Below are 16,867 nucleotides of genomic sequence, written 5' to 3'. Positions count from 1 at the left end.
GGTGGGGGGACGGCCGGAGGCGCAATATAGCCTTCGTCCATGACCACGTTGCCCCGCGGCGCAGCCGCCATCGGACACCGCGTTGTGCGACGCCGCCGTGCCGTCGCCGCCGCCGGTGCCGTATCCGCCGGACTGCTCCTGCTGTCCGCCTGTGACGAGCCGACCGCCCTGTCCACGATCACGGTCGGCAGTGACTCGGTCAGCTCCGAGGCCACCTGCGGAGGGAAGGACAAGGCCCTCTCCGACGACGAGATCAACAAGTGCCTGAAGGACGCGGACGCCAAGTCCATCAGCGTCGACCAGGACGAGACCGTCCGCTTCGGCGTCGACCCGGAGATCGCCGACGATCACTGGACGATCCTGATGAACGGCCAGCAGCTGGTCGAGGACAGCAAGAAGACCTACCGCACCATCCCGGGCAGCGTCTTCTTCAACGCCCAGTACGGCGCCCAGGGCAACTCGACGAACGTCGCCATCGCGGCCCGGGACGGCAAGGACGGCAGCCAGAAGATCACCGGCGTGTGGGTCTTCAAGCTGAAGAAGGACGACTGACCACGTCCTCCGTGCGCGTCCTCGTGGCCACCGCGGTCCCCGCCGAACGGGACGCGGTGGCTCAGGCGTTCCCCGAGCCGCCGAAGGGCACGCCCCGGCCCGGGGTGGTCCTCCACCGGGTCCCGGACGGGCCGGACCTGCTGGCGGCCGGTGTCGGCCCCGCCCTCGCCGCCGCCTCCACCGCCGCCGCCCTGACGGCCGCGGCCCTGGACGGCGCCCCGTACGGCCTGGTCGTCTCGGCCGGCATCGGCGGCGGCTTCGCTCCCGGCGCGCCCGTCGGCTCCCTCGTCGTCGCCGACGAGATCACCGCGGCCGACCTGGGCGCCGAGACCGCCGACGGCTTCCTGCCGGTGACCGACCTCGGCTTCGGCACCGTCACCCACCGCCCGCCCGCCGGGCTCGTCCGCCGGGTCGCCGCCGCGACCGGGGCCCGCCCCGGCACCGTCCTGACCGGCTCCACCGTCACCGGGACCGCCCACCGCGCCGCGCTGCTGCGCGCCCGCCACCCCCACGCCCTCGCCGAGGCCATGGAGGGCTTCGGCGTCGCCGAGGCCGCCGCCGCGCACGGGGTGCCCGTGCTGGAGCTGCGCGCGGTCTCCAACCCGGTCGGCCCGCGGGACCGCGCCGCGTGGCGGATCGGCGACGCGCTCGCGGCCCTGACGGAAGCCTTCGGGAAGCTCGCACCCGTCCTCACGAGTTGGAACCCCCATGACGACTGAGCCCCTGCAGATCGCGTACTCGCCCTGCCCGAACGACACGTTCGTCTTCGACGCCCTGGCCCACGGCCGGGTCCCCGGCGCCCCCGCCCTCGACGTGACGTTCGCCGACATCGACATCACCAACGGCATGGCCGAGCGCGGCGAGTCCGACGTGCTGAAGGTGTCGTACGCGGTACTGCCGTACGTCCTCGGCGAGTACGCCCTGCTGCCCTGCGGCGGCGCACTGGGCCGGGGCTGCGGGCCGCTGGTGCTGACCCGGGAGGCGGACGCGGACCTGCGCGGCCGTACCGTCGCCGTGCCGAGCGAGACGTCGACCGCGTACCTGCTCTTCCGCCTCTGGGCGGCGGACACCGTGCCCGGCGGGGTCGGCGAGATCGTCGTCATGCCGTTCCACGAGATCATGCCGGCCGTGCGGGACGGGAAGGTCGACGCCGGTCTCGTGATCCACGAGGCCCGCTTCACGTACCAGAACTACGGTCTGCACAAGCTCGCCGACATGGGTGAGCACTGGGAGCACACCACCGGGCTGCCGATCCCGCTCGGCGCGATCATCGCCAAGCGGTCGCTGGGCGCCGGAACGCTGACGCGGCTCGCCGAGTCCGTGCGCGCCTCGGTCCGCGCGGCCTGGGACGACCCCGAGGCGTCCCGCCCGTACGTGATGGAGCACGCCCAGGAGATGGACCCGGCCGTCGCCGACCAGCACATCGGGCTGTACGTCAACGAGTTCACGGCCGACCTCGGCGAGGACGGCTACGCGGCGATCCGGGGCCTGCTCACCCGCGCCGCGGCCGAGGGACTGGTGCCGGCCCTCGGCCCGGGCGCGCTGGACTTCCCGTAGGGCGGGTCAGACGTCGAGCTGGTCGGCGACGGCGCGGAGCAGCCCGGCGATCTTCTTGCCGGCGGTCTTCTCGGGGTAGCGGCCCCGCTCCAGCATCGGGGTGATGTTCTCGAGCAGGGTCGTCAGGTCCTGGACGATGGAGGCGAGTTCGTCGGGCTTCTTGCGCTGCGCGGCCGCGACCGAGGGGGCCGGCTCCAGCAGCGTCAGGGACAGGGCCTGGTCGCCGCGCTGTCCGGCGACGACACCGAACTCGACGCGCTGTCCGGGCTTCAGCGTCTCGACTCCGGCGGGGAGGACCGAGGAGTGGACGAAGACGTCGCCGCCGTCGTCACGGGAGAGGAAGCCGAAGCCCTTCTCGTTGTTGAACCACTTGACCTTGCCGGTGGGCACGTCTGTCCTCGTCCTCGTACTCGTCGGAAAACTGCTCTTGATAGCACTCGGGCGGGTCGTGGGACCCGCCGGTACCCAGGCTAATCGTCTTCAGGCCGGTGACAAGACGTCCCCCGGCTGTTCCTTCGGGCTGGGAACTACCCTGGTCGAGTGCGTGAACAAACCCAAACGAATTCCGCCGCGCCCGGTGACCGACTGATCCGCGCCGGTGCGATCGTCTTCTTCGTCGGCGCCGTGGCCACACTGGTCACGGTGGCCCCGCTGTTTCTGGGGACGACGCCCTTTCCCACCTACATGTTCGGGCTGAGCATGCTCATGGGAGTGGGGTTCCTGGTCGCCGGCGCGGGGGTGCTCCGGTCGATCGCCGCGGGGCGGCGTCAGGCGCGTGCGGCGGCGAGCCCTTCGCGGTAGCCGGCGAGCCATTCCGGGAATTCCGTCAGGTCGGCGAGGACCACGTCGGCACCGGCCGCGCGCAGTTCCTCGGCGCTGCACGGTCCGCTGGCCACGGCGACGGAGAGGGCGTCCGCGGTGCGTGCGCCGCGGACGTCGCCGAGGTGGTCGCCGACGTACACGTCCGCGCCGTGCTCGCGCAGGGCCACGGCCTTCTGCTCGGCCCACAGGTCGCCGATCACCGCGTCGGGTTCTATGCCGAGGTGCTCCAGGTGCAGCTTGGCGCTGGGCTCGTACTTGGCGGTGACGACGATCGCCCGCCCGCCGGCCGCCCGCACCGCCTCGACCGCCTCCCGGGCGCCGGGCAGCGCGGTCGTGGCGTCGACGGCGTACGTCGGGTACAGCTCGCGGTACAGGGCGGCGGTGGCCGCGATCTCGTCGGCGGGGAACCAGTTCGCCAGCTCCTCCACGAGCGGCGGCCCCAGCCGGGTGACGGCCAGGTCGGCGTCGACGTACGTCCCCGTCCGCTCGGACAGCGCCAGGTAGCAGGCCCGGATGCCGGGCCGGGAGTCGATCAGCGTCATGTCGAGGTCGAAGCCGACGGTGGGCGCGGAGGCGGGGCGGATCGTGGAGGCCATGCCGCCATTGTGCCGGTCCCGGGCACAGCCACCCCACCCGGTCACGGGCACGCGCACGGGTGAGCGCAACGGCACCGGCCCTACAACGCTCGTGATCAATACACCTAGTCCCGGTCCCGGGCACAGCCACCCCACCCAGTTGCGGGCAGTCGTGCCGCTGGGGCGGCACGGGTGGGCGCAACGGCACCCCGCGACGCCGGGCCCCGCACCCACCCCGACGCCAGGCCCGTCGACGGGCACCTGACCGACCGACCCCACCCGGTCGCGGGCACGCGCACGGGTGGGCGCAACGGCACCCCCCGTGGCCCCGGGTCCGTCGCCGGGCGGCGTCAGGACCCGGGCCGGCGGGAGCGCCAGAGGAGGTACAGGGCCGTGGCGACGGCCGCCGAGCGCAGGACCCACGGCCAGGTCTCGGCGACGGCCTCGTTCATGTGGCCCTCGGCGACCGGGTCGCCCCAGCGGCCGTCCGCGCGGCCCCAGAGCCAGACGACGCCGGCCGCCAGGACGGTGCCGGGCAGGCCCAGTACCGCCCACTTCGCCTGGGCGGGGGTGAGGCGGCGGGAGAGGTAGGCGATCAGCCAGCCCAGGCCGAGCGGGACGAGGCTGCCGAGCACGGCGCCGGCGATGAGCAGGGCGGCCGCGATCAGCAGGAGGGGGTTGTTCCAGCCGCCCTCCGGCCACAGGCGGCGGCGCGGGGCGCGAGCCGGGCGGGCCTTGCCGGGCTTCCCGGGTTTCCCGGGCTTCGCGGCAGGCGGATCCGCCGCCTCCTCCGCCTCGGCCTCCACCGGCGTCTTCCGGCCGGTCCCGCCCTTGCCGTCCTTCTCCCGCGGCGGCGGCCTGAGCAGGTCCGGGATCTCCACTCCCCCGACGAACCCCGGCACGCTGTCGCCGCCGCCCCCGAACGGCCCGTCGTCCACCCTCCACCAGTCCGGCTGCACCGCGCTGTCCCCCAGCTCCCGCGCGCTCGCCAGGTGCGGCGGGGAGGCGGCGGGCTCGGGTGCGGACGCCGCGGCGGGGCGGGGACGGGGCACGGCCCGCCGCAGGCCCTTGCGCTTCTCCCGGCTCTCCGGCTCGCCGTCCCGCTGCTCGGGCACGGCGGCGGACGCCTCCCGGGACGCCCCGCCGGACCCGCCGGTGCCCGCCGCGTCGACGACGTCGTCGGGGCTGCCGATCCGGTCCAGGATGCGGCGGACGGCGGCCGGGCTGTCGACGGTCGTCCTCGCGCGGCGCCGGTCGATCTCGTTGCGCAGCTCGGAGACCAGCCGCATGCGCGTGGCCGACGGCAGCTGACGCTGCTGCGCCACGTCGCCGACGCGGCTCAGATACTCGTAGACGACCTGGTCGCTCTCGATGCCCACGAACCCCTCCGGGGCGGCTGAGTGGTGATACCCCGTCGGACGACGGTACCGAATGTTCCCGGGCGCGGTGGACGCCCCGCGCGGCGGACCGCACCGTGCACGCGCGGCTCCGCCGTCCCACCCACCCGCTAACGTTGGCCGGATGAGCACCGAGGAGAAGTCCGCGGCACCCCGGTCCCTCGCGGAAGCGCTCCGCGCGAGGGACGACGTCTCCCTGGCCGCCCTCCTGCGCAGCCGTCCCGACCTCATCACTCCCGTGCCCACCGACCTGACCCAGCTCGCCACCCGGGCCGGCACCCGGGCCTCGGTGGTGCGGGCGCTGGAGCGCCTGGACCGGTTCACGCTGCAGACGGCGGAGGCGCTGGCCGTGGCGGCGGACCCGGCGGCCTACGGCGAGCTGCTCGGTCTCATGGCCGGTGACGACGGCGATCCGGCCGTCGCCGGCGCCCTGCCGCGGGCCCTCGCCCTGCTGCGCGAACAGGCCCTGGTGTGGGGCGGTGACGACCGGCTGCGGCTGGTGCGCACGGCCCGCGAGCTGCTCGCGCCCTCCCCGCAGCATCCGTCCCCGACGGGCCTGGGGCCCACCGTGCGGGAGGCCGCGGCGGGGATGTCGCCCGGCCGCGTCCAGGAGATCCTGACCGCCCTCGGTCTGCCCTCGACCCACGACTCGGTCACCGCGCTGGCCGAACTCAGCGCCCTGTTCACCGACCGGGAGCGGATGGCGACCCTGCTGGCCGAGCTGCCGGCGGGCTCCGTCGAGGTGCTGGACCGGCTGGTCTGGGGTCCGCCCTACGGTCAGGTCACCCACGATCCCGCGCCCCATCTGCGCCGGCTGCTGGACAGCGGCCTGCTGCTGCCGACCGCGCCCGGCACGGTCGTCCTGCCCCGAGAGGTCGCCCTGCATCTGCGCGCCGGCCGGGCGCACCGTGCGTGCGAGCCGGTGCCGCCGCCGGTGGAGGCGGCGGCCGCGCACCGTCCACAGGTTGTGGACGCCACCGCGGCCGGCCAGGCCCTCGCGGCGCTGGCGACCGTCGAGGAGCTGCTGAAGGACTGGCACGAGGGCGGGCCGGCGGTGCTGCGGGCCGGCGGGCTGAGCGTGCGCGACCTCAAGCGGACCGCCGTCGCGCTGGACGTGCCCGAGCCGGTCGCCGCGTTCTGGGCCGAGCTGGCCTACGCGGCCGGGCTGCTGGCCTCCGACGGCGAGGCGGACGAGCGGTACGCGGCGACCCCGGCGTACGACGACTGGCGCGAGCTGCCCGCCGCCGAGCGCTGGGCGCTGCTCGCGCAGGCGTGGCTGACGGCCACCCGCACGCCGGGGCTGGTCGGCGGGCGGGACGCGAAGGACCGCACGCTGTCGGCGCTCGGCCCGAACCTGGACCGGTCGGCCGCGCCCGAGGTACGGCACCGGGTGCTGGCCCTGCTGGCCGGGCTGCCGGAGGGTTCCGCGCCGGCCGGGGAGTCGGTGCTGGCCAGGCTGCGCTGGGAGCGTCCGCTGCGCGGGCCGCGGCGCGACGGGCGGGACGGCGAGGAGGACGACCTGCGCACCCGGCTGGCCCGCTGGACGCTGTCCGAGGCGGAGCTGCTGGGCGTCACCGGGCGTGGCGCGCTGGCGGCGCCGGGGCGGGCGCTGATCGGGGCGCCCGAGCCGCCCCGCCCGGCCCAGGCGCCCCAGGAGCCCGGAGGGCCGGGTGCCAAGCTTCCCGTCCACCACCGCGCGCCCGCCGCGCTCGCGCCGCCGAGTGCCACCGAGCGGGCCGCCGCGACGGCGACGGCCGCCCGGCTGCTCGCGCCCCTGCTGCCCGAGCCGCTGGACCACGTGCTGCTGCAGGCCGACCTGACGGCGGTGGCCCCGGGACCGCTGGAGCGTCCGCTGGCGGACATGCTGGGGGTGCTCGCGGACGTGGAGTCGAGGGGCGGGGCGACGGTGTACCGGTTCACGCCGGGTTCGGTGCGCCGCGCGCTGGACGCCGGCCGGACCGCCGCCGACCTGCACGCCTTCCTCGCCCGGCACTCCCGTACGGCGGTGCCGCAGCCGCTCACGTACCTGATCGACGACGTGGCCCGCCGGCACGGGCAGCTGCGGGTCGGGGCCGCCTCGGCGTACGTGCGGTGCGACGACGACGCGACGCTGGACGAGATCCTCGCCGACAAGCGGGCCGCGGGCCTCGGCCTGCGCCGCCTCGCGCCGACCGTGCTGGCGGCGCAGGCCGACCCGGCGGCGCTGCTGGAGGGGCTGCGCGCGATGGGGTTCGCGCCGGCCGCCGAGTCGGCCGGGGGCGATGTGCTCGTCGCCCGCGCCGACGCCCACCGCACGCCGCCGCGTTCGGCGCCGGAGCCGGTCCCGGACGGCCCGCCGGTGCCCGACGACACGCTGCTTGCGGCCGCGATCCGCGCCGTCCGGGCCGGTGACGCGGCGTCCACGGCCCCGCGCAAGCCGGGCCCGGGCGGCGGCGAGAGCACGCCGGCCGCGAACGGCGAGCTGCCCCGCACGGGCGCGGCCGAGACCCTGGCCACGGTGCAGGCGGCCGTGCTGACCGGCGGGGCGCTGTGGATCGGCTACGTGAACGCCGAGGGCGCCGCCAGCCAGCGCGTCATCGCCCCGATCCGGGTGGAGGGCGGTTTCGTCACGGCGTACGACCACACGGCGGACGAGGTGCGCACGTATCCGCTGCACCGGATCACGGGCGTGGCGGAGCTCGCCGACGACGCGACCTGACGTCTTCCGCTCGGCGTCCCGGCACACCGGTTCCGTTCCTGTGCGCACTTTCGGGCGTACGGGCCGGTTCATGCACGCCACGCCGGGGTTTTCCCACCTGCGGGGGAGCTTTCTCCGTGTTCCGCATCGGTCCTCGGGGGCGTGGGCAGCCACCGGGTGTCCCACCGCCGAACCGAAAGGAAGATCCCGATGCGTGCCGTTCGTCGTGTCGTCACCGTCCTGGTCTCCGCCGGCGCGCCGCTCACCGCGCCGGGCGCCGAGGCCACCGCGGCCGGCATCGATCCGGGTGGAGGCCTCACCCTCTGACCCGTCCGTCCCGCATCCGCGTCGTGAGCGGGCCGGCCCCAGTCCTCTCCCTGGGTCCGGCCCGCTCCCGCTTCCTCCCTCCCCGTGCACTCCGAAAGGCCGGACCGCCCCATGTACCCGAAGCTCTCCGACTCCGCCCGCTCCGCCGTCGCCGTCTCCGTCGCCGCCCTGATCACGGCGGCCGCCCTGTTCGGCTCGCTCGCCCCCAAGGCCGGCGCGCTGCCGCTCCCGCTGCCGGTGGCGGGCGCCGCGCCGCCGGTCAGCGGGACAGCCGCCGCGCAGGGGCCGCCGGTCGGCAACCTCACGCCGCGGTAGCGGGCACCGGCGGGCCCCGATCAGGCACACTGGACGATCGGCCGTGCCGTCGTCCGGCCGTACGCACGCGAAAGGGTGCCGCCCGTGAATGGTCCGCTCATCGTCCAGTCCGACAAGACCCTGCTCCTGGAGGTCGACCACGAGCAGGCCGACGACTGCCGCCGTGCCATCGCGCCCTTCGCCGAACTGGAGCGGGCGCCGGAGCACATCCACACCTACCGGGTGACCCCGCTGGGCCTGTGGAACGCGCGGGCCGCCGGCCACGACGCCGAGCAGGTCGTGGACGCCCTCGTGCAGTACAGCCGCTACCCGGTGCCGCACGCGCTGCTCGTCGACATCGCCGAGACGATGGACCGCTACGGCCGCCTCACCCTCTCCAAGCACCCCGCGCACGGACTGGTCCTGACGACCACCGACCGGCCGGTCCTCGAGGAGGTCCTGAAGTCGAAGCGGATCGCCCCGCTGGTCGGCGCACGGATCGACGCCGACACGGTGGCCGTGCACCCCTCCGAGCGCGGGCAGATCAAGCAGACGCTGCTGAAGCTGGGCTGGCCCGCCGAGGACCTCGCCGGGTACGTCGACGGCGAGGCGCACCCGATCGAGCTGGCCGAGGACGGGTGGGCGCTGCGCCCGTACCAGAAGCAGGCCGTGGAGAACTTCTGGCACGGCGGCAGCGGTGTCGTCGTCCTGCCCTGCGGCGCGGGCAAGACGCTGGTCGGCGCCGGGTCGATGGCGCAGGCCAAGTCGACCACGCTGATCCTCGTCACCAACACCGTCTCGGCCCGGCAGTGGAAGCACGAGCTGGTGAAGCGGACCTCGCTGACCGAGGACGAGATCGGCGAGTACAGCGGGACGAAGAAGGAGATCCGGCCCGTCACCATCGCCACGTACCAGGTGCTGACGACCCGCCGCAAGGGCGTCTACCCGCACCTGGAGCTGTTCGACTCCCGGGACTGGGGGCTGATCGTCTACGACGAGGTGCACCTGCTGCCGGCGCCGGTCTTCAAGTTCACCGCCGACCTCCAGGCGCGGCGCCGGCTCGGGCTCACCGCGACGCTGGTCCGCGAGGACGGCCGCGAGTCGGACGTGTTCTCGCTCATCGGTCCCAAGCGCTTCGACGCGCCGTGGAAGGAGATCGAGGCGCAGGGTTACATCGCGCCCGCCGACTGCGTCGAGGTCCGGGTCAACCTCACCGACTCCGAGCGGCTCGCGTACGCCACCGCCGAGACGGAGGAGAAGTACCGCTTCTGCGCGACGACCGCGACCAAGCGGAAGGTGACGGAGGCGATCGTGCGCCGCTTCGCCGGGCAGCAGATCCTCGTCATCGGCCAGTACATCGACCAGCTCGACGAACTGGGCGAGCACCTGGGCGCGCCGGTCATCAAGGGCGAGACGTCCAACGCCCAGCGGGAGAAGCTCTTCGAGTCCTTCCGGCAGGGCGAGATCAGCGTCCTCGTGGTGTCGAAGGTCGCGAACTTCTCCATCGACCTGCCGGAGGCGACGGTCGCGATCCAGGTGTCCGGCACCTTCGGTTCGCGGCAGGAGGAGGCCCAGCGCCTGGGCCGGGTGCTGCGCCCGAAGGCCGACGGGCACCAGGCGCACTTCTACTCGGTCGTCGCCCGTGACACGCTCGACCAGGACTTCGCGGCCCACCGCCAGCGCTTCCTGGCGGAACAGGGCTACGCCTACCGGATCATGGACGCGGACGAGCTGCTGGCGGAGGGCTGAGGCGTCACCGGCGGCGGACGCCGGCCTCCTCGCCGTACTCGCCGAGGACGACCACGTCGAAGGCGGCGCCCGCGAACACCCTGACGGCGCGCAGGGCGTCACCGAGCCGGTGCCGGTGGCTGCCGGCCACGGGCGTGGCGCCGTGCGGGCGGCCCGGTGCCGGGGCGGGGGAGATGGTTGCTGCGCTCATGTCTCCATGGTGCGATTGTGGACATACCACTGTCATCGGTCTCCGGACCGACCCCGCGCCGTCGTCCGGTACGACCATGGGGGGAGCGCACCACCGCTGCGGAGGACGCGATCCCCTAGGGGCCGGGGAAAACCGTTGGCCCGCGCCGCACCCCGTCGCCTAGAATCTCCGCTCTTGCCCGCCTCCCCCCACGGAGTGCCGCCGTCCGGACGGAAACCGGTCGGCCCACCGCGCAGCCCGCGCCCACCGAACCGCAGGTCATCCGGAGGCACCCCCTTGTCCACGCCCGTCCACGACGACCCCCTGTCCCGCGAGCGCACCCACCTGGCAGCGTCCCGTTCCGCGCTGCGGGCCATGCGGGAGGACGTCGAGTCGCTCGACATCACCGACGTCACCGCGAACTGGGTCAACGCCGCGGTGCTGGAAGCCCAGATCGAGGACCGCATCAAGGCGCTCGCCGACCTCAGCGACACCCCGCTGTTCTTCGGTCGGCTCGACTACCTGCACGCCCCCGGGGCGGAGCGTGCCGAGGGCGCCGAAGGGGAGCGCTTCTACATCGGGCGCCGTCATGTGCACGACGCGGACGGCGACCCGATGGTGATCGACTGGCGGGCGCCGGTCTCGCAGCCGTTCTACCGGGCGTCGAAGAAGGACCCGCTGGACGTCGGGCTGCGCCGCCGCTTCGGGTACACCGGCGGCGAGCTCACGGCGTACGAGGACGAGCACCTGTCCGACCCGGCCGAGGCGGCGACGACCAGCAAGCTGCTCCAGCAGGAGATCGAGCGGCCCCGCGTCGGCCCGATGCGCGACATCGTGGCGACCATCCAGCCCGAGCAGGACGAGATCGTGCGCGCCGGACTCGCCGGATCGGTCTGCGTGCAGGGCGGTCCCGGCACCGGCAAGACCGCCGTGGGCCTGCACCGCGTCGCCTACCTCCTCTACGCCCACCGCGAGCGGCTCGCCCGCACCGGCACGCTCGTCATCGGGCCGAACAAGTCCTTCCTGCACTACATCGAGCAGGTCCTGCCCGCCCTGGGCGAGCTGACGGTGCGTCAGGCCACCGTCGACGACCTGGTCGCGCACGTCGAGGTGCGGGGCGCGGACGACGCCGGCACGGCGGTGATCAAGGGTGACGCGCGGATGGCGGAGGTGCTGCGCAGGGCCCTGTACTCGCACGTCACGCTGCCCACCGAGGGAGTCGTGGTCGTGCGCGGCTCGCGCCGCTGGCGGGTGGCGGCGTACGAACTGGAGGAGATCGTCCGCGAGTTGCTCGCCCGCGACATCCGCTACGGTGCCGCCCGCGAGGCCCTGCCGCAGCGGGTCGCGCACGCGGTGCTGGTGCAGATGGAGCGGGCCGGCGAGGCGCCGGACGACCGGGTGCAGAACGCGGTGGCGCGCAACGCCGCGGTGAAGGCGGCGGTGAAGGCGATCTGGCCGCAGGTCGACCCGGCGAGGCTGGTGCTGCGCCTGCTGACCGACGCGGACTTCCTCGCCGAGCACGCCGAGGGCGTCCTCACCGCCGACGAGCAGAAGACGATCCTGTGGGTGAAGCCGGCCCGCTCGGTGAAGTCCGCCAGGTGGGCACCCGCGGACGCCGTGCTGATCGACGAGGCGGCCGACCTGGTCGAGCGCACGCACTCCCTCGGGCACGTGGTCCTCGACGAGGCGCAGGACCTGTCCCCCATGCAGTACCGCGCGGTGGGCCGGCGCTGCACCACCGGCTCGGCGACCGTCCTCGGCGACCTGGCGCAGGGCACCACGCCCTGGGCGACGCGGAGCTGGGAGGAGGCGCTGGCCCACCTGGGCAAGGGCGAGGCGGTGATCGAGGAGCTGACGGCCGGTTTCCGCGTGCCGACGGACGTCATCACGTACGCGTCGCGGCTGCTGCCGTCCATCGCGCCGGGTCTGACGCCGGTGGCGTCGATCCGTGAGAACCCGGGCTTCTTCGAGACCCGTGAGATCCGTGCGGCCGCGGAGGGAACGGCCGACGTGGTGGCGGCGTGCCGCGAGCTGCTGTCCCGGGAGGGCTCGGTCGGCCTGATTGCCGCCGACGCGCGCGTGCCGGAGCTGGCGGACGCGCTCACCGCCGCCGGGATCGGCCACCTCGGCCCGGGCGAGGAGACGACGCGGGACACGCGTCTGACCCTGGTCCCGGCGTCACTGGCCAAGGGCCTGGAGTACGACTACGTGGTCCTGGACGAGCCCCAGGCCGTGGTCGACGGCGAGCCCGACGAACGCACGGGCCTGCGCCGCCTGTACGTCTGCCTGACCCGAGCGGTCTCGGGCCTCCTGCTGACCCACGCGACAACGCTGCCGCCGCAGCTGACGCGGTAGCCGTTTCCCGAGCCGCGGACAGCCACCGAACGTCACCGGCCGTACCTGCCGGCAGCCACCGCCGGACGTCACCGGCCGCAGCCGCGGGCAGCCACCGCCGGACGTCACCAGCCGTAGCCGCGGGCAGCCACCGCCGGACGTCGCCGGTCGTAGCTGCGGGCAGTCGTGCCGCTGGGGCGGCACGGGTGGGCGCAGCGGCACCCCGGCAGCGCCGGGCTCCACGACCCACCACCGGCCCGCACCGGCGCGGGGCAACTGTGAACGCGACCTGCGTCACCGCTGAGGGCTGGGTGACGTGACCCGGCACTGGCCGGGTGCCGCCGCGCCCACCCGTGCCGCCCCAGGCGGCACGACTGCCCGCGGCTGGGTGGGCCACGTGGCTATCCGCCCAGGACCCGTCGCCATTCCGCGACCGCGGTCGCCGAGACCGGGCCGTCCCACCCGGAGGGCCTCGCCGCGCCGCCGATGTGGAAACCGTCGACCCCCGCGTCCAGCAGCGTCGGTACGTGTTCCAGCCGGAGCCCGCCGCCCACCAAGAGCTGCTGCCCGTACCCCGGCTCTCCCCGCCGCCGCGCCTCGGCGAGCAGCGTGGGGAGGCCCTCACCGACGCCCCCCGCCGATCCGGCCGTCAGATAGGTGTCCAGGCCGGGGAAGTCGGCCAGCTGCTTGCGCACCGCGTCCCGGTCGGCGGCCCGGTCGATGGCCCGGTGGAACGTCCACCGGCACCCCTCCAGCGCCCCGGCGACCCGTTCCACCGCCCGCAGGTCCACGTCACCGTCAGCGTCGAGGAACCCGAGCACGAACTGGTCCGCCCCGGCCCCCCGCATCTCCCCGGCGATCCCCGCCAGCCGGCCGACGTCCCCGGCGGCGAACCCGTCCGCGAGCCGCAGCATCACCCGCAGGTCGATGTCGACGGCGGCGCGGATCGCGGCGACGGTCCGGGCCGACGGGGTGAGTCCGTCGGCCGCCATGTCGGTGACCAGTTCGAGGCGATCCGCGCCTCCGGCCTGGGCGGCGACCGCGTCCTCGACGTCGAGGGCGATCACCTCCAGGACTGCACGCTTGCTCATGGGACCCCATTCGTCGGGCTTCGTCGGGCTTGCTCGGCTGTCCGGACCGCTACAGGTCTAGTCCAATCCAAGACTACGCCCCGAGGGCCCCCACGGGGTCCCCCCGTCGCGGGTCCGCCGCGGACCCGCCGCGGCCCCGCCGCCGCTCAGCCGCCGAAGATGTTCAGCTCCGCCGCCTCGACCCCGGCCAGCTCGTACCCGGCCCCGGCGTCCACCGGCCGCCCCGCGTACAGCCGCACCAGCGTCGCCGCGTCCCCGATGAACCGCCCCGGCGGCCGCTCACCGCTCACCTCCCCCAGCTTCAGCGGCTCGTCCACGTCGTCGAGGTCGGCGTGCAGCGGGACGTGGCCGAGGTCGCGCGTGACCGTGGTGAGCAGAGTGAGCGCGTCCGGCAGCCCGCGCCCCGCGTACGCCCCCGGCTCGCCGAAGGCCACCCGCACATCACCGGCGTGCACCCACTCGCCCAGCGCGACCCGGTCCAGGACACCACCCGCACGGCCGATGACCGGCCCGGCCTCGGTCATGCCGCGTTCCAGCTCGTCGACGATCCGGGAGTTCGCCCAGTCGGCGCGCTCGGCGATGTCCCGGTCGTTGGACGCGGGCGAGAAGACGCCCTTCTCGAAGCGGTTCTCCACCACCCGCATCAGCGCGGACGAGCAGTGCGCCAGCACGTCCCGCACGGTCCAGCCCGGACACGCCACCACCGGCAGCGCGAAGTCACCGTCCGTCCGGGACCGCAGCAGCGGCACCAGGTCGTCCCGTTCGAGGGTCAGCAGCCGCCCGGGCAGCTCGGGGTCGCGTACGTCGTGCACATCAGCAGGAGTCGTCATGGGCTCCACGCTAGGGCCTGGGGCGCCCGGCGGGCCGGTCGCGGGAGAATGAGGGCATGGCCGATCCCGACGCCCTCCGCGCCCGCTTCGCCCGCGCCCTGAACGGAGCCCGGGGCTCCGGCACCGGGCCGGACCCGGCGCCGTACGCCGACAACCTGCTCGCCCGCTGGCAGGAGCCGCAGCGGCGCTACCACACGCTCGCCCACCTCACCGCGGTCCTCGACCGCGTCGACGAGCTGGAGCGGTACGCGGACGACCCGGACGCCGTACGGCTGGCAGCCTGGTTCCACGACGCCGTGTACCTGCCCGAGCGGTCCGAGAACGAGGAGCGGTCGGCGCGGCTGGCCGAGCGCGCCCTGCCCGAGGCCGGCGTGCCGGCGGAGAGGACCGCGGAGGTGGCCCGGCTGGTGCGGCTCACCGTCTCGCACGACCCCGCCGACGACGACCGCGACGGACAGGTGCTGTGCGACGCCGACCTGGCGGTCCTCGCCTCGCCCCCGTCGGCGTACGCCGCCTACACGGCCGCCGTCCGCGCGGAGTACCACTTCGTGCCGAACGACGCCTTCCGCGGGGGACGCGCCGCGATCCTGCGGCAACTGCTCGGCCTGCCAAGGCTGTTCCGCACGCCGTACGGGCGGCGGGAGTGGGAGGCGACCGCTCGCCACAACCTCACCGGCGAGCTGGAAATGCTGTCGCCCGGGGACAGCCCGGCACCGTAGCCTGCCCGGCATGCGGACCATGGGCGGGGACCAGGTGGAAGAGGCCATGGCGGGCGCGGCGGCGCTGCTGCGCACCGTGACGGACCGGGACTGGGAGGGGGCGCGGGCCGGGCGGCTGGAGTGGAGCTGCCGGGAGACGGCGGAGCACGTCGCCTCGGACCTCATCGCGTACGCCGGGCAGCTCGCGGGCCGCGCGACCGACGCCTACGTGCCCTTCGAGATCACCCTCGACGACGGCACGGACAACGAGGGCGTCGTGCAGGTCATCGAGACGACGGGTGCGCTGCTGGCCGCCACCGTCCGCACCACCCCGCGCGAGGTCCGCGCCTTCCACCCGTACCCGTTCCGCGGCGCGGACCGCGAGGGCTTCGCCGCGATGGGGATCACCGAGGTGCTGGTGCACACGCACGACATCGCCGAGGGCCTGGGCCTGCGGTACGAGCCGCCCGCCGGGCTGTGCGAGGATGTGCTGACCCGGATCTTCCCGCACGTGACTCCCGGCCCCGACCACTGGCGCACCCTCCTGTGGGCCACCGGCCGCGGCGAACTGCCCGGACGCGCCCCGCTCACCGAGTGGCGCTGGAACAACAACCTCGTGGTCCCCGCCGGGCGCCTCACCCTCCAGGGCGTCACGCCCGCCGCCGCCACCGACCTGGCCGCGGGCGGCGACGGCGGGTTCCTGTGGGTCGACGGCGGGCCGTACCAGGGCACGCGGGACGCCGCCGGGATGCTGCTGAAGGCGTACGAGGCGGGCGTGCACCGGCCGGAGTGGGGCGTGTTCACGCTCGTGCGCACGGAGGACGGGCGGGCCGTCGGCGGCATGGGCTTCCACGGCGCGCCCGACGAGGACGGCCGGGTGGAGATCGGCTACGACCTCGCCGAGGCGGCCCGGGGCCACGGGTACGCCACCGAGGGGCTGCGCGCGCTGTCCGCCTGGGCGTTGGGGCGCGACGAGGTGACGTCCGTCTTCGCGACGACGGAGCCCGGCAACCTGCCGTCCCAGGCCGTCATCGCGCGGGCCGGTTTCACTCGGGTCGCGGGGGACGACGAGGGACAGTTCGCCTACGAGCTGCGGGCCCCGCGCCCCTGACCGGCGCCCTTGCGCCGCCGCAGCCCCGCCGCGTGCAGCAGCCGCACCACCTCGCGGCTGCTGACCTCCAGGGCGCCGGCGGACACGGCGTCCGCGTAGCGGTGGGCGGGGAGGTCGTAGTGGTCGCGCTCGAAGGCGCGGCGCGGGACGCCCAGGGTCTCGGCGAACGCGTGCAGTTCGGCGTAGGAGACGTCGCTGACGAGGTGCGACCACATCCGGCCGTGGCCCGGCCAGGTCGGCGGGTCGATGTAAACGGTCACCGGGGCGTCCTCACGACGACTGCGTGCCGCCCGTGGCGGCGCCCAGCGAGCCGACCGCCGCGACCTTCACCCCGGCCTTGCCGCACACCCAGTGCGGGTCCGGGCCGAGTTCCGGTTCGACGTCCAGGGCGTGCGGGTCGCCCGAGCCGCACACCGGGCACAGCGGCCAGCGTCCGTACCGCTCCAGCAGGGCGTCCTGGACGTCCTGCGCGACCAGTCCGGCCACGAACGGGGCGCCCTCGGGCCACTGCTCGACCCACCAGCGCCGCTGGACGACGGACTCCTCGACGAGCGACACGACGTCCGCCTCGGCCACCTGGCCCGCCACCAGGTCGGCGAGCACGAGGGCGCGTGCGGCGTGCAGGGCCTGCTCCAGGGGGCTGATGGGGTCCATGCCCCCCATTGTGCGCACTCTTGACCCGCG

Annotated in this window: 18 protein-coding genes; 10 read left to right on the top strand and 8 right to left on the bottom strand. The window is 74.9% G+C overall.

Annotated features, from left to right (window positions below):
• The first annotated feature begins 39 nt into the window (after positions 1–39).
• From ACGF3H_RS19490 to ACGF3H_RS19480, 3 genes are read left to right on the top strand one after another with little or no spacing between them, the layout of a single operon-like run.
• Positions 40–552, top strand: coding sequence for a DUF2771 domain-containing protein (locus ACGF3H_RS19490; RefSeq protein ID WP_362489943.1), 513 nt, complete (start codon positions 40–42; stop codon positions 550–552).
• 11 nt (positions 553–563) lie between these two features.
• Positions 564–1,271: a futalosine hydrolase gene (locus tag ACGF3H_RS19485; RefSeq protein ID WP_362489941.1), complete on the top strand. Its 708-nt coding sequence runs from the start codon at positions 564–566 to the stop codon at positions 1,269–1,271.
• Positions 1,261–2,109: a 1,4-dihydroxy-6-naphthoate synthase gene (locus ACGF3H_RS19480; protein ID WP_362489939.1), complete on the top strand. Its 849-nt coding sequence runs from the start codon at positions 1,261–1,263 to the stop codon at positions 2,107–2,109. The genes ACGF3H_RS19485 and ACGF3H_RS19480 overlap by 11 nt, the downstream gene beginning before the upstream one ends.
• Positions 2,110–2,115: 6 nt before the next feature.
• Here the strand turns inward: ACGF3H_RS19480 and ACGF3H_RS19475 are convergent, their stop codons facing one another.
• Positions 2,116–2,499 (bottom strand): cold-shock protein, encoded by a 384-nt coding sequence (locus ACGF3H_RS19475; protein ID WP_362489937.1) that lies wholly within the window; start codon positions 2,497–2,499, stop codon positions 2,116–2,118.
• A 150-nt stretch (positions 2,500–2,649) separates the two neighbouring features.
• Between ACGF3H_RS19475 and ACGF3H_RS19470 the strand changes: the two genes are divergently transcribed.
• A complete protein-coding gene (locus ACGF3H_RS19470; protein ID WP_362489935.1) occupies positions 2,650–2,910 on the top strand; it encodes a hypothetical protein in 261 nt (86 codons plus the stop codon).
• Here the strand turns inward: ACGF3H_RS19470 and ACGF3H_RS19465 are convergent.
• Positions 2,877–3,527: a haloacid dehalogenase-like hydrolase gene (locus tag ACGF3H_RS19465; protein ID WP_362489933.1), complete on the bottom strand. Its 651-nt coding sequence runs from the start codon at positions 3,525–3,527 to the stop codon at positions 2,877–2,879. The two genes, ACGF3H_RS19470 and ACGF3H_RS19465, sit on opposite strands and share 34 nt — an antisense overlap.
• Positions 3,528–3,856: 329 nt before the next feature.
• Positions 3,857–4,885, bottom strand: a complete 1,029-nt coding sequence (locus ACGF3H_RS19460) for a hypothetical protein (RefSeq protein ID WP_362489931.1) — start codon at positions 4,883–4,885, stop codon at positions 3,857–3,859.
• Positions 4,886–5,027: 142 nt separating this feature from the next.
• On the opposite strand from ACGF3H_RS19460, the gene ACGF3H_RS19455 reads away from it, so the two are divergent.
• The 3 genes from ACGF3H_RS19455 (at position 5,028) to ACGF3H_RS19445 (ending at position 9,950) form a co-directional block, all read left to right on the top strand.
• Positions 5,028–7,601: a helicase C-terminal domain-containing protein gene (locus tag ACGF3H_RS19455; RefSeq protein ID WP_362489929.1), complete on the top strand. Its 2,574-nt coding sequence runs from the start codon at positions 5,028–5,030 to the stop codon at positions 7,599–7,601.
• A 417-nt stretch (positions 7,602–8,018) separates the two neighbouring features.
• Positions 8,019–8,222, top strand: coding sequence for a hypothetical protein (locus ACGF3H_RS19450; protein WP_362489927.1), 204 nt, complete (start codon positions 8,019–8,021; stop codon positions 8,220–8,222).
• A gap of 84 nt (positions 8,223–8,306) precedes the next feature.
• Entirely contained in the window at positions 8,307–9,950 is a 1,644-nt protein-coding gene (locus ACGF3H_RS19445; RefSeq protein WP_362489926.1) for a DNA repair helicase XPB, read from the top strand.
• Positions 9,951–9,954: 4 nt separating this feature from the next.
• Here ACGF3H_RS19445 and ACGF3H_RS19440 read toward each other — a convergent pair whose 3' ends face one another.
• Positions 9,955–10,140: a hypothetical protein gene (locus ACGF3H_RS19440; RefSeq protein WP_362489924.1), complete on the bottom strand. Its 186-nt coding sequence runs from the start codon at positions 10,138–10,140 to the stop codon at positions 9,955–9,957.
• Positions 10,141–10,416: 276 nt separating this feature from the next.
• Between ACGF3H_RS19440 and ACGF3H_RS19435 the strand changes: the two genes are divergently transcribed.
• Positions 10,417–12,474, top strand: a complete 2,058-nt coding sequence (locus ACGF3H_RS19435) for an AAA family ATPase (RefSeq protein WP_362489923.1) — start codon at positions 10,417–10,419, stop codon at positions 12,472–12,474.
• A gap of 380 nt (positions 12,475–12,854) precedes the next feature.
• Here ACGF3H_RS19435 and ACGF3H_RS19430 read toward each other — a convergent pair whose 3' ends face one another.
• The gene (locus tag ACGF3H_RS19430) at positions 12,855–13,544 is read right to left on the bottom strand and encodes a copper homeostasis protein CutC (protein ID WP_362489921.1); all 690 of its coding nucleotides are present in this window, start codon (positions 13,542–13,544) and stop codon (positions 12,855–12,857) included.
• A gap of 146 nt (positions 13,545–13,690) precedes the next feature.
• On the bottom strand, positions 13,691–14,374 hold the full coding sequence (locus ACGF3H_RS19425) for a maleylpyruvate isomerase family mycothiol-dependent enzyme (RefSeq protein WP_362489919.1): 684 nt from the start codon (positions 14,372–14,374) through the stop codon (positions 13,691–13,693).
• Between the two features lie 56 nt (positions 14,375–14,430).
• On the opposite strand from ACGF3H_RS19425, the gene ACGF3H_RS19420 reads away from it, so the two are divergent.
• A complete protein-coding gene (locus ACGF3H_RS19420) occupies positions 14,431–15,093 on the top strand; it encodes a hypothetical protein (RefSeq protein ID WP_362489918.1) in 663 nt (220 codons plus the stop codon).
• A gap of 10 nt (positions 15,094–15,103) precedes the next feature.
• A complete protein-coding gene (locus ACGF3H_RS19415; RefSeq protein ID WP_362489916.1) occupies positions 15,104–16,183 on the top strand; it encodes a GNAT family N-acetyltransferase in 1,080 nt (359 codons plus the stop codon).
• On the opposite strand, the gene ACGF3H_RS19410 is transcribed toward ACGF3H_RS19415, so the two are convergent.
• Together ACGF3H_RS19410 and ACGF3H_RS19405 are read right to left on the bottom strand one after the other, a co-directional pair.
• Positions 16,156–16,443 carry a DUF4031 domain-containing protein gene (locus tag ACGF3H_RS19410; RefSeq protein WP_362489914.1) on the bottom strand — a complete coding sequence of 96 codons (288 nt, stop codon included), beginning with the start codon at positions 16,441–16,443 and terminating at the stop codon, positions 16,156–16,158. The two genes, ACGF3H_RS19415 and ACGF3H_RS19410, sit on opposite strands and share 28 nt — an antisense overlap.
• A gap of 10 nt (positions 16,444–16,453) precedes the next feature.
• Positions 16,454–16,837 carry a hypothetical protein gene (locus ACGF3H_RS19405; protein WP_362489913.1) on the bottom strand — a complete coding sequence of 128 codons (384 nt, stop codon included), beginning with the start codon at positions 16,835–16,837 and terminating at the stop codon, positions 16,454–16,456.
• Positions 16,838–16,867 lie beyond the last annotated feature (30 nt).

Source organism: Streptomyces sp. NPDC048185, from assembly GCF_043202495.1.
Taxonomy (GTDB): Bacteria; Actinomycetota; Actinomycetes; order Streptomycetales; family Streptomycetaceae; genus Streptomyces.
This window is presented reverse-complemented; position numbering and strand designations above follow the sequence as displayed.